This window comes from Paenibacillus sp. Soil750, assembly GCF_001428045.1.
Classification (GTDB): domain Bacteria; phylum Bacillota; class Bacilli; order Paenibacillales; family NBRC-103111; genus Paenibacillus_E; species Paenibacillus_E allorhizoplanae.
The window spans coordinates 96,626-110,361 of record NZ_LMSD01000023.1 but is presented as its reverse complement, the minus strand read 5'-3'; the positions used below and the strand labels follow the sequence as shown (position 1 = coordinate 110,361).

The following is a 13,736-nucleotide window of genomic DNA, read 5'->3' as shown; positions in this document are numbered from 1 at the left end:
GGTGTAACTAAATTATAGGATATGAAATGAGCAAGGGTATACGGAGTTTCATAGACACTTCTTGTAAATTATTATTCACTTTTTGAATCCCAAAATTAAAAACAGTACTTTTTTATTCAAAAAGTGCAGTATTTTGTTAAATGATTGCGTTTTCATATCGGTTGATTCATAATTTACAATAAGCTTTCGACACTTTGTAACTAATGAAAGGTATTCGCATGATGGATATATATCGCAAAATTACTTCTAGCCTCCGGGCCAAACTTTTAACCATGTTTGTTATACTCACATGTCTGCCATTAATTGTTGTCGGTCTCATTTCCTATCATAAATCGTACAATACCGTGTTTAATAACAGCAAAGCTGCAACGGTGATGCTTGCAACCCAATTAGCGACAGAAATTGATAACGTGTTTACTGATACCAAGAAACTCCTGGAACTCGAGAAAAATCCCAATGTTCTACATTTTCTATTTTCACAAACAGATTCAAATTTAGATGCACGAGAGATTTTACAAACGATGTCTTCCTATAGACAGACGTATCAATATGATGGCGTACTGAACATTACCATGATTAATTTATATGGCCGAGGGATCAGCGAGAGGAAGGGTGTCTTTCAACTTAATAAAAATGCATTACGAAATCCACATTTTGACTATCTGATTCAAAATCCTGAAGCTGTCTTGAATATCCCGCCTAATGATCCTTCTTCCATAGATCCTCTAGACGGATTTCAATACAAGAATCACAATATTATTTCAATTGTTTCTACAGTAAAACAGCGAGTTACCCACGAAGTCATTGGATTCATAATCATTGATGTCGATGACAACATCGTCAAAAAGTTTAGTGATAACGTCATTATTGGGAAAAGTGGCTTTTTCTATGTCGCGGACAACAAGGGCAATGCCATTTTCTTACCCTCAAAAGCTGCAAATCATACAAAGTGGTTAGAAAACAAATATATTGCTTCTATTATTGAAAACAAAAACAAAGACTATGTGGATTCTTCGGAAGGTAAACCAGAATTTATTGTAACTTCCCCCTCCATGTCCACGGGTTGGAATATCGTTGGGGTGGTACCATTGCAAGAAATTGTGGAGGAAGCCAATTCCATTCGTCAGCTCATTATCATAAGCGTTATGCTTAGCATCGTTTTCGCGATAACCTTGCATTTCTTTGTGTCTACTCGCTTGACTCGACCTGTTCGCATACTAAAAAACAAAATGCAACTCGCCGCATCCGGCTTTCTTGAAGCTAAAGTCGTTCTTACAGGTACAGATGAAATCTCTGATTTGGGGAATAGCTTTAATATTATGATTGGGAAAATTCGCATGTTGCTAGACCAAAGCATTAAAGAGCAGCAAGAAATCAAGAAATCGGAACTTAGAGCCCTACAGGCTCAAATTAACCCTCATTTCTTGTACAACACATTGGATTCCATACTCTGGTTGGCGCAATCAGAGAAAAAGGATCAGGTCGTCCAGATGGTTATGGCTTTATCCAAACTGTTTCGAATTAGCTTAAGTAAAGGGAAGGATTGGATAACCTTTGAAAAAGAAATTGAACATCTTCAGAGTTATTTAACCATCCAACAGATGCGGTATCGGGATATTTTGGATTATGAAATTGCCATCGATTCAAGCTTGCATTCGTTACTTATCCTTAAAATGACTTTACAACCCATTGTTGAAAATGCCCTTTATCATGGGCTTAAAAACAAGCGTGGCAAAGGGCTGATACGAATTACGGCGAAGATTGAGGATGAGGATAACTTCCTTATTGTGGTTGAAGATAACGGTAAAGGCATTACGGAAGATCGACTTCAGCAGCTACGGAAGGATTTAATGGAACCCCATACGCCAAAGGAAACTGGAAATGAAGTGTCCGGAGGATTCGGATTGCACAATGTTCATAGACGAATTCGCTTATATTACGGAGAAGCTTATGGCGTACAGGTAGACAGCATAGAAGGTGAAGGAACGATTGTTAGCATTCGAATACCGTGTGATTGGGGATGATGTTTCGTGAAAAAAATATTGTTAGTTGACGATGAAATATTAATTAGAGAGATTATTCGTGATTGTATTGATTGGGAGAAGGAAGGATTTATATACTGTGGCGATGCATCAGATGGCGAGGTTGCACTACCTATTATTGAAAGAGTTCAACCAGATATCTTAATTACGGATATTCTTATGCCTTTCATGAACGGTCTGGAATTAAGCAGCATTATGAGCAAGCAGTTTCCGGATATGAAAATCATCATTATTAGCGGCCATGCTGAGTTTGAATATGCAAGAACAGCGATGCAAATTGGGGTAGAAGAATACTGTTTGAAACCAATTAGCCCTACTGAGCTGGTGAAGGTGCTCCACAAAGTCAGTCAAGAAATAGACAAGGAGCGTTACATACAAACACAACTCCAACTACTTAAAGATAAAGAAAATGAACGTAGTGTCATTTCGCAAGAAAAGTTATTAAATGACCTCTGCAGTGGTTTCATGACCACCTCAGAGGTGATGCATCATAGTGCTTCTATTCAATTGAATATTATCGCTCATTATTATGTAGTAACCGTACTGGATTTACGTGAGACAGAGGCATATAAACATAATGACTTAATTGCAATGTATGAACATGAGCGCTTATTATTGGACAAGTGTGTCCGATTGAAGGTGAATCTTGAGCATTTGATGTTTCAACGCAGCCGCTCTGAAAGTGTTTGGATCATTAAGAGCGATACCTTAGAGAATTTGAAACTTGAGTTACAAGTATTTCAAGATTTACAAAAAGAGATCTCCGAAGAAGCTCACTCTCTGCCGATCTCCATTGGCATTGGCAGTGTGCAAGATCGCCTCCAGAATGTACATTTATCCTTTCTTGATGCCATGGAAGATGCTCACTGGCGGAGGCTATCCCGTCAAAATCGAAATGTGCTAAGTGAGATGAAGACAGAAACATTAGATCCGACTCTCTTTTTGGATCGTGGCGCTTTTATGGATTTTTTGAAAATCGGATCACATACGAAATTAGAAACCTTTGTCGCGGAATATGCTGCCGCATTAGTCGATATTAATTGGCATTCCTCTTCTATCGGATTTTATATTTTGAATGACGTTACGATTGAAGCCTTTCGTTCCAATAAAGATATGTATCGACACCTTGCTGAACCAGAGAAATCACTTCATCAATTCCAACAAATGATTGGTAATATACGGAGTTGGGAAGAAACCTGTGCTTATTTAGTCAATTTAATCGAACAGTTCTGGAACTGGCGTTCTCGTATTTACGATAAATATAGCGATATGATTTCGAAAGTCAAAGATTATATGCAATTGAATTTTGAGAGGGATAACTTCTCGTTGCAAGACGCTGCCGAGTATGTCAATCTGAGTCCTAATTACTTGAGTCGCGTATTTAGCCAAGAAACCGGGCAAACCTTCATTGAGTTTTTGACCCAGGTACGCATTCGCAAAGCGATGGACCTTCTCAAAAGCACGTCAGCGAAGTCATATGAGATCGCCTTTTTGGTGGGCTATAATGACCCCCATTATTTTTCGAATTTATTCAAACGCTTAACCGGCATGACCCCCAAAGAATTTAGAAAGAATGGGACTGCAGGTGAAGTTCTCGATAGTACGAAGGGAGATTCTCTTCATGAGGATGACTAAATGGATAACACTCGGAACGGTAATGTTAATATGTTTAACGGGATGTAAAGAGTCATCACCTTCCGGTCCCGAAGTATCTTTTTCGACATCAAGTTCGCCAGGTTCAACAAGCTCAAATACCAAACATACAAATATACTCACATTTGGTATCATTTATCCGATGACACACCCCTTCTATGAAATGATTACTGATTCCATAGAGAAAGCGATTGAACCATATCCCGTTCATTTAATTGTCAAAGCACCTGATGTAATTAACATAGAACAGCAGATGAGGATGATGGAAACCCTCATTGCCCAAAAGGTTAACGGCATTGCCATTGATCCAATTGATCCTGTTGCACTGGTGCCAATCATTAATAAAGCAACGCAAGCGGGCATTCCAGTTATTTGTTTCGAGTCAGATGTACCTGCCAGTAAGCGTTACTCCTTTATCGGAAGTGATCCCCTTCAAGAAGGTACACTCATGGGTCAAATGGTAGATCGGTATCTTAAAGGCAGAGGAATGATCATGATCGAGGGAAGCATGGCGGACTCCCTTCAAATACGCCAACGACTTCAGGGTTTAGAACAATATTTAAAACAAAAAACGGAAATTCAAGTTCTTGAAAAAAAATATCATAACGGTGATTCTGAGAAAGCTATTTCAGACCTTGAAACCATGATCAATGAGCATCCTCATTTTGACGCACTAGTTCCTTTGGATATTATCTCCAGTTCCAATGCAATCCTTGTTTGGAAATCCCAAGGATTAAAACGCTACGCTATCACATTCGGTATGACACCTGATGTCAAAGAAGCCTTATTAAATGGCCAAATCAACGCTGTGATTTCTGAGAATGAGCATCTATGGGGAGATAAAATTATCGAGCAACTACTCGCGGCGTCTAGCAATGCACCTCCAACTACTTGGGTCGACACTGGTTTTGTGGAGATTAAACAGAGTGATATGGCGAATGAGTATTAAGGTTCTATGCAACTGAAAAAGAGCAAAAAATAGCCCTTTAAAGCAATTGGCTGTTTTTTGCTCTTTTGTATTTCCGCGGATATCATTTCTTTTTACAGTAATTTCCCATCCCGAAACCTTACAACCCGCTTCGCCTGCTCCGCAACCTGCCGGTTGAAGTTCTGAAAAATATACCCGATCTTTAAATTCCGAATCTCTGCTAACTGCGAATCCTTCATACGTTCTCCCACTCCTTTCATCGCACAAAGGGTGTGTCGCCGCGCGATTACCGGGAGCAGCAAGGGCGAGAGCGCTAAATCTCTGTTGAGACAGGCTACTATGAAAATCACTTTATTACTTCCACCGATCGAATGTACTCGTCACTTCCGTCGTAATAATTGCCGATCCGAAAATCGCTGGCATTATTCTGCAAGTTTCTAAGATTCGCGTCCGTTATTGTAAATGCAGCTTCCTTCCACGTATTAGTTCCTGTTTTAACAATTTGCAATGGTTTGTACACAGCGGTAAGCGCATTGTACTGGATCAATATGTTGTCGGTTCCGGAATCATAATACGAAATCTTGATCGTCAACTGTGTATCTCCTGTTCGAGCGAATCCGTCGGATACCTGAAAATAGAAATATTTGTTGTCGCCTGATATTTTGCGCGCCTCCACACCGCCGATTGTCTCCACCGTCGTATATGGTTCTTTGGTTGGATCGCTCGATTGAAATTGTTCCACCAACGTGTAGTTGTTGACATTTTTCAATATGACTTTCGCGTGGTTGCTTTGTTTCTTCACCTTTACCCTGCTAAAGGATTTTATCCCATTGTTATCCGCGTAAATACGAAAATCGGAAAAACTATTTTGCCTATTGGCGAATTTAATGTCGTTCAGGGTATACGTTTGGGTTTTCCATTGGCCTGTATTGCCTATATATACTTTAGCCATTGTTGTATAGGCTCCCCCTTGACCATCGTATTGAAGCTGCCATGAACCGGACCCGCTGTCCAGATATGTTACTTCTATCGCTGCCGTTGTATCGAGCCCCTCGTTCGTGTCATAAAGCCATTGATCGCTCAACCGAAAATAGGCGTATTTATTGGGGGAAATCTGGATATAAGATCCATAGCTCGTTACTCCGCTGTCTGCCGGAGACGTGTTCATAAATAACGTGAGCGCACTTTCCACTTGCGAGCCGAAGAAGCTTTCGGCACCGTTCAACGCTTGAAAATGGTACAAAGCCTTTAACGGTGATAAATTTTTAGCGACCAGACCGAAATTGTCCTCTTTAACATTGCTCGTGTCTGTGTCTCTATAATTATACCAAAATACTTTGGCGACATTAGGCCATCGTTTATTCATCACGTACACTTGATCCGCGTAATCAGCTTTTTGGTATTCATTAGTTCCCATCGAAGAATAACCGGTTTCCGTTATCCAGATGGGTTTGCTTCCCAAGGTCGCACTGTACTTATTTACGATGTCCATCATCCCGTTATATTTGCTGACCAGAAGCGGTGATGAACCGTATGCATGGTAATTAATAATGTCAAAATAGTTACCTGCCCCCTTGCTCATCAACGTATCGAACCATGTTCCGAGACCATAACTTGATAGAGCCAATCCCCCCATTAATACGGTATTGGATGAGTCTGTCGCTTTGACACCGTTATAAGCTTTCTGCAGAAGGGTGTTGTAATCGTCGATACTGCTCTTCCAGAATCCTAACGAGTCCTGCTCATTCCATACCTCCCAATTGTTGATTTTCCCTTGATACCTTGTGGTAATAAAACTGACGTAGCTTTCCCAATCCGCCCAATTGGCTGGTTTATACCTAGCTATATCCGGTGAAGGAAGCCCTGGCATGGAGGAAGCCCTGGCATGGAGGAAGCCCTGGCATGGAGGAAGCCCAAGGTGCTGTATAACATAAAATCCAAACAATATGGACGCCCTTTGCGATCAATTGATTGACCATATTATCCAAATGATTCAAGTAGGCCGTGTCATACACGCCTTTGGCTGTTTCAATCCTGCCCCATTCCGGGGAAATGCGGATCCACTGAATTTGGGAATCGGCGATTTGATTGATTTCCGTTGTATAATCCGTCGTGTAGCGTTGCAAGGGGTCATTCACCCCAAAATAGTCGGAATCGATGGCGTTGGCTTGGTTAAGCGGTAAACCGATGATGCCTACAAGACAAATCATCAAGAAAATCCCCATCTTCCTCAGAAACATAAAAAATCCCTCCATTCAATTTGGAAATAAAGTTTGGATCGCCATGTATAAGGAAAGCCCCGGGCAGAATTGCTTTCTATCCGGGGCAGGCCATCATTCTAGCGCGTGGGCAAACTCAATTAGGATGTCTGCCAACTCGTTCGGAATCCGTTTTCCTTTTTGCGCCGATATCTCGTTCACATAAGCGCCATACTGCGAATGTTCCAGCTTTTTGACAAGCGAATTGATCACTCCATTCGATCCTGCTCCGGTTACGAAGCGCTGCGTTAATATCTTTAGGCTATCCTTTGTCACTTGAATCGTGTAGCTGGATGTTTCGATTGTAATGTGGCCTGCCGCATCCTCTGCAGAGGCTGATACCTGGTGTGTGCCCACGCCCAGCATATAGGCAGGACTATCAACTAATAGCCCGTTGCAATTGCTGTACACAACGCCCGACACACTATCCGCAGCCACACATGCTATCTTCACGTTCTGATCAACTGTAAACGTGCCAACACCGGAAATTTGTACAATCGGGGAAGTCTGATCAACCTTGAATGTAACCGACTTGGCTTGCTCTACATTTCCTACACCATCGGTTGAGCGATATAACAACGTGTGTGCTCCATCTTCAGCAAAATTAAGTTCCTGCGTGTATGGCTGCCATGTGGCACCGCCATTCAAACTATACACGGACTCTGTCACACCGGTCCGAGCATCCGTAGCGTTCAGGCTAACTTTGACATCAGATACATACCAATCGTTATGCTTCGTTCCGACAAGAGCAGCAACCGTACTCGGCGGTGTATTATCCGTTACGATCCACTGCATGGAACGGAATTTATTGGACAATTTGCCGTCGCCGATCCCGCCTCCCCACTCGATCCAACCTTTCCTGCCGTTACCATCATTGTCATTAACCAATAAAGAGAAGCTGATGACCCCGTTCCTTTCCGCTTTGATCGGCGTTAATTCCGACCAAGGAAGCGCCAACTCGTAAATTGTCTCGTGCTGATTTTCATCTCTTGTCACGACAAGATCGCCATTTGTCACCAAACCTTTACTTACTCCCGGAGGTGTAATCCAGCGATAAATTTGCATACCGTTTGGTGTTTGGGAAATCCCGTATTCATACCAACTGAGACTCTCTCCCGGGAGTCCGTTCGAAATTGCGAATTGAAAGCTGTCATTTTTATAGACGTCCGCTCCGGTAAAGGGCGCAGACATGGTGTTATCTTTGACCCTTGCTGTGATATACAGACGATTCGAATCGAAATTAAGCCAAAATTTCCCGCTTAAATCATTTGCGCCTTGATAACCCGTCATCTTGACCGTACCCTTGGACAGGTCGATTGTGGAGGAAGCGGCTGCCGTTTCTGGATCGAGCCCTCCGCCAACGTTTACCGTCCCTTGCATAATGGGGTTGAATTCAGCCGTTCCTTCATAAGTGAACAGATCGAATTCATCAAAGTAGACCGTGACTTTAAGCGCATTGGTTACCCCTAGACCGTAACCGGTAAGCGGAATATCAAATACATCTGCGGAACTGGACTGAACCACAGCATGTAATTCCTTCGTTCCCGATTGCGTACCGAACTTCCATTCAACTTTTTTAACTTGTAATCCTTTGGTCGTAGAAAGATTGTTGATCTGAATTTGAAGCGTTTTGCTCATCGTATTTACGTCGGCAAAAATGGGACGAACCTTGACTTCATAGGACTGGAGAGCTGTAACCGCGCTCCTTATCATGCCAATCTTGTCATTCCCTTTCATCAAGAAACCCTTAACCAAGCGGTTTCCGGGTTCATTCATATTCGAGACAGTCAGCATTTGGGTAACCTTATGACCACCCTCGGCAAATACCGGATATGACTCGCCTTCAACCTTCAAGTTAAATGAGTATGGTGCAAATGTTGTATTATTGGTTTCCAATGTCAGCTTGATCGGATCACCGACCCGAGCGGGATCTCCATGCAGGGAGAACGTGGAATCCTTTTCGACTCCGGAGATATGCCCTTTTATAAAAAACGGCTCATCGTTTAAAGTCACATACACATTCCCATTATAGGGAACGTAAGTTTCTGTATTTCCCATCATATCCGTGATTTGGATCGAGTTGGAGGTATGAATAACAGCCGGAACCGACGAACCTACTGCCCACAAAGCTCTTATTTGTTCACCGTCCTTTTCAAAAACGTAACTTCGGATGTCAGTATCCGTGGAATCCTTACTTACGAACTGTGCACCGCCAAGTGCTCTTGACATGGTCGCATAAGCCGCGTAGGCAGGCTTAGGCGTGTAAGCGCCCAGTTTATCATTCGGATTACGGATAATGCCGAAATTATCTTCGTTATAATTAAGCTGAACACCATCGTTCATAAAATCATACCACATGATTTTATCAATACCGTTTGCGATTGAAACGACGTAACCACGAATCAGGTAGTCCGCCTGCTTCTGCTCATCCACTCCGCGACTGTCCAGTTGCGTCGGCCAGCCTGTCTCGGATATCCAGATCGGTTTCAGCTGCCCATTATTGTAGGTCCGAATCAAGTCCTGTAAGCCTTTAATTTGACTTTCCAACCGCTCAGGTTCACCCGGATATACATATGGATGAACGGAAATGACATCCAAATATTGCATACCCCCAAGCTGGAATACTTTTTCCATCCAATTCAAGTCGATAGCCATGACCATGCCCACGACAGGCATGTCAGGATGCGCAGCCTTGACTGTTTCATACGTTTTTTTCAACAATGGAAAATAGTTTTCCGGTTTGGAATCTGCCGGACCGTTTCCTCTGTCCCCGAAGCTTCCGTTGAATTCGTTGAAAACCTCGACGGCATCAAGCTGGCCCTCGTAACGATCCGCGTACGCTTTCACATAATTGGCGAATCCTTCACGGCCCGCATCGGTATAGGGGGTACTATTGTTATCGTAAAACGGGTTATTGAACCCGGAAACAAACGTGAAATCAAAATGATCATCATTCAACTTCGCCATGTAATCATCAGGTGAAGGAGAAAAGATGTATGAACCCTTTTGCTTTTCAATACTGTTCCATTCTCTGCCGTCCCTAACCATATCAATTCCGGCATATTTCATCATTTTTATCATATTAGCAGCATCTGCCGGCGGGATACGGTGCAGATGGGTAGCCATCCCGAACGGAGAATTCTCATGACCCGATTGATCTAAGGGAGAAAGCACGGCAAACGGAGTTTTGATGGAAATGGGATCGCTGATATTCGATTGGACCTTAATTTGTAAAGTGAAATAACCGAACGTTGTAAAAGGAACGGTCAAAACGGCCTCGCCCTGTACAACCGGACTGATCCCATCGGAAACCGCAGCTCCTTGATAATCATAGACTGCCCAGTATACGTTTGGTCTTGTGGTTATTACCTTAAACTGAATAGCTTCATTATTAATAAACACATTGCCCGGACGAAGCTGTACCAGACTGGTGGATGGCAACATCTTTGTAATAAAGGGTCCATCCGTGCTCCATTGATTCAAGCCGTTCACGGCCTCAACCTTAAACGTGTACTTTTGATCGATTTGCAGCCCCGTAACCGTATAAGAGCTTACAGTACCGGCAACCGTCCCCAGGAGGATTCCGTTTTGATAGATTTTATAACCAGTTACGCCAACAGGGTCCGCCGCAGCCGACCAGTTTAATTGCAAGCCCGTTTCGTTGGAATTCGAAACGGTGAGGCTTCCTCCGGACGGCCAATTGGGAGCGTTCGCATTTACTCGATCTGTGGAAAGTTCCAGATACGGCCGGTTCAACGTGTTTTCCATGCTGTTAATTTGCACAGCATGACCTTGTGCAGCTTGCTCCAAGAATGCGAAACTGATTGTCTGATCCAACGCCTTTTGCCTTTTCACAAAAGCTGTTACATCGATTTCATACCAGCCCGCTGTTTTGCCTACATCTATATTGGCGATGTAAGTATCGATAGCTGGCTTCGTATTCCAAGTTACCGTGTTTGCTTTCCATGAATCGTCCTCCATACCAAATACTTGGACACCAATTGTCGAATTCTCGGTATCAATGGCATAGATCTTTAATTTGGCCGACCCAATCTCGCTGGCATAATAATTCAAATCATACTTCATATACGTTTGCCGGTTTAAATTGGCGTCTGCATCAAAATTCTTCACACCTAGCAACGCAGCTGTTCCATAGTTATCATTCGCGTTCCCTCCGCCCCGGACATAGGAGTCCTCGAGTGGCAAAATAACCGTCTGTTTCGGGTTGGGCAACGTTACGGTCACATAGGGCCCGTCGTTACTCCATTGATTCAGGGCATTACCGCCTTCAACCTTGAACGTAACCTTCTGTCCGACCTGCAATCCTGTCACCGTGTACGAAGTTGCCGATCCCCCAACCATCCCGATGACATTTCCGTTTTGATAAATCGTATAGTTTGCCACGCCTGCCGGGTCTGTAGCCGCCGACCAGTTCAATTGCAAGCCTGTTGCGCTTACATTAGAAATGTTGACGGATCCCCCAGACGACCACGTGGGAGCGCTTGCATTTACTCGATCAGCAGAAATCTCCAAATATGGACGGTTCTCCGTATTCTCCAAACTATTGATGTTCACAGCATGACCTTGTGCAGCTTGCTCTAAGAACGCGAAGCTGGCTGTCTGATCCAACGCTTTCTGCCGCTTCACAAATGCCGTCACATCAATTTCGTACCAGCTCGCTGTTTTGCCAACATTGATATTGGTTATATAATGTTCGGGAATCGGCTTGGTATTCCAAGTTACCGTGTTTCCTTTCCATGCGTCGTCTTCCATGCCAAACAATTGAACGCCGATCGTTGAATTCTCAGTGTCAATGGCATATATCTTTAACTTGGCCGATCCAATCTCACCTGCAAAAGAGCTTAAATCATATTTCATGAAAGCTTGTCGGTTAATATTAATATCTGCATCAAAACTCTTTACACCTAGTGTTGTAGAGGATCCAAAGTTCGTATTCGCATTCCCTCCATTTCTGACATAGGTGTCTTCACTCGGATTTAATTGTGAGATAACCGGATTAGATACCGCAGCTAAAGCAGACATTTTATCGCTTGCATAGGGAACAAGCGGAGCAACAAAACCTTGGAGCAAAGCAGCTGTCATTGAAAAGGCTAAAACCATACTCGTTATTTTCAATTGCATCTTTTTTACCATTCACTCACCTCATATTATTTTTTAAAAATAGTTGCCAAGCGCTTTCCCCGGACATGATGGATATCCGGAAAAAGTACTTGCCAATTTCGGTACAGATTGTTATTTAAAATTGTTCTTGTTCTTCTGATACCAATCCTGAATCTGTTTATCTACGTTATCTCCTCCGAGGCGCTTCCATTCTTTGCGGAGGTCATTCAGTCCATCCTGGGCTGTTAAGGACTTCCCACCGGTAACCACTTTCGTTTCAATCTGAACAGCGATCGGTGAGAACGTTGAGATCAACTGGGTTAGTTCAGGAATATCTGGGCTGTACGGTATATCCCTCCGGTATGTATTCTTCATCGTCAATTCGAGCGATTTCGCCTTCAACTTGGCATAGTTCTGAGATATCTCATCTTTCGCCGCCATGTCTACGATTAATTTAGGTGTCATCATCGAATCGATCATGAGCGCGTATTCGCCAGCATAACTGACTTCCTTGACAAATTTGTCCTGATTAATTGTCTGCCGAACGCCATCAACTGTTTTATAATGTACGTTCTCCTCCCCGTACTTGAGAGGTACCCATCCCTCCAGCAGCATCCAGTCTATAAATTGTATGGCTGATTTGATCTGGTCTTCCTTCATCTTGCTGTTAAATACCGTAAATACGCTCGGTGGTGCTTCCTGATATAAGCCGTCCTTGCCAAACTTGGTACTGACCGATTCAAGCGGAGTCAATTTCGCATCTGGCACATTTTTCAGCAAATCGCGATAGGTGTTATCCATACTCCCCGCACCCCATTGGCCCAAATATATGCCTGCTTTACCGGTTGTCAACAACTGGCTTGATCGCTGAAAATTAGTGTCTGTAATATATTCTTTGTCGATAAGCCCTTCGTCAAAGAGCTGCTTCTGGAATGCAAGCGAATCCGCATAACGGTCAAGGAGCCTGCCGTATTCCAGCTTACCACCTTCCACATACCACTGATTTTCCTGGGTGAAAAATAAAGCTCGCAAAATACTGACACCGCTACCACTTAATGAAATCGGTACCGTGTCCGATTTGCCGTTACCGTCTGGATCACCGTCTCTAAATTTGCGAGCAACATCAAGAAATTCCTCTGCCGTAGACGGAGCCTTTAGACCTAGCTTATCCAGCCAGTCCTGACGAATCCACATGCCGTGATTGGCGACCGTATCTCGCGCGAACGAAACCGCATACGTTTGACCGTTGACGTTCAGATAAGGTTTAAGCTCCGGGTGCTTCTCCAGATAAGCTTTATACGTCGTGCTGTATTTGTTGATATAATCGCCGATCGGCTGAATTACGCCTTGATTGGCCAACTGGCTGATGTAATTTCGATCATATTCCCAGATCAAATCAGGTGCTTCACCGGAAGCGATCAAGGCGTTCAATTTGGGCTGCGCCTGGCTCCTGGTAACGGGAACCCATTTGACATTTACAGGAGATTTCTCGTTGATCCACTTTGTCCACCGGTTGTTTTCATAAGTACCTTCCTCCGTCGGCACTGCACCGCGATCAAACATCGATATGCTGATTTCCTTCTTAGGTCCCGTGCTTGGAACGGTGGTGGAGCCGGGTGAAACTGAAGACTGTACCGAAGAAGTATCCTTGGAACTACATGCGGCAAGCATTGTTAAAGACATGCTAATAGCGAGAATAACTTTGCCCGCTTGTTTCAACTTGCTCATTCTTTC

General features: G+C 43.4%; 8 protein-coding genes. 3 read left to right on the top strand and 5 right to left on the bottom strand.

The window, feature by feature from the left end; all coding sequences use genetic code 11:
- Nucleotides 1-218: 218 nt before the first annotated feature.
- The 3 genes from ASL11_RS20885 to ASL11_RS20875 are packed head-to-tail and all read left to right on the top strand — an operon-like array spanning nt 219 to nt 4,644.
- Nucleotides 219-2,024 carry a cache domain-containing sensor histidine kinase gene (locus ASL11_RS20885; protein WP_235550527.1) on the top strand — a complete coding sequence of 602 codons (1,806 nt, stop codon included), beginning with the start codon at nt 219-221 and terminating at the stop codon, nt 2,022-2,024.
- A gap of 6 nt (nt 2,025-2,030) precedes the next feature.
- On the top strand, nt 2,031-3,677 hold the full coding sequence (locus tag ASL11_RS20880; RefSeq protein WP_056619121.1) for a response regulator: 1,647 nt from the start codon (nt 2,031-2,033) through the stop codon (nt 3,675-3,677).
- The gene (locus tag ASL11_RS20875; protein ID WP_056619118.1) at nt 3,664-4,644 is read left to right on the top strand and encodes a sugar ABC transporter substrate-binding protein; all 981 of its coding nucleotides are present in this window, start codon (nt 3,664-3,666) and stop codon (nt 4,642-4,644) included. The genes ASL11_RS20880 and ASL11_RS20875 overlap by 14 nt, the downstream gene beginning before the upstream one ends.
- Before the next feature lie 92 nt (nt 4,645-4,736).
- On the opposite strand, the gene ASL11_RS37875 is transcribed toward ASL11_RS20875, so the two are convergent.
- The 5 genes from ASL11_RS37875 to ASL11_RS20855 form a co-directional block, all read right to left on the bottom strand.
- On the bottom strand, nt 4,737-4,862 hold the full coding sequence (locus tag ASL11_RS37875; protein WP_268796212.1) for a hypothetical protein: 126 nt from the start codon (nt 4,860-4,862) through the stop codon (nt 4,737-4,739).
- Between the two features lie 107 nt (nt 4,863-4,969).
- The gene (locus tag ASL11_RS20870; protein ID WP_157256995.1) at nt 4,970-6,493 is read right to left on the bottom strand and encodes a hypothetical protein; all 1,524 of its coding nucleotides are present in this window, start codon (nt 6,491-6,493) and stop codon (nt 4,970-4,972) included.
- Entirely contained in the window at nt 6,462-6,863 is a 402-nt protein-coding gene (locus ASL11_RS20865) for a hypothetical protein (RefSeq protein WP_056619111.1), read from the bottom strand. Before ASL11_RS20865 ends, ASL11_RS20870 begins: the two co-directional genes overlap by 32 nt.
- 93 nt (nt 6,864-6,956) lie before the next feature.
- Nucleotides 6,957-12,035, bottom strand: a complete 5,079-nt coding sequence (locus ASL11_RS20860; RefSeq protein WP_056619109.1) for a CBM96 family carbohydrate-binding protein — start codon at nt 12,033-12,035, stop codon at nt 6,957-6,959.
- Between the two features lie 99 nt (nt 12,036-12,134).
- Complete coding sequence (locus ASL11_RS20855; RefSeq protein WP_056619106.1) at nt 12,135-13,730, bottom strand: extracellular solute-binding protein; 1,596 nt, start codon at nt 13,728-13,730, stop codon at nt 12,135-12,137.
- Nucleotides 13,731-13,736 lie beyond the last annotated feature (6 nt).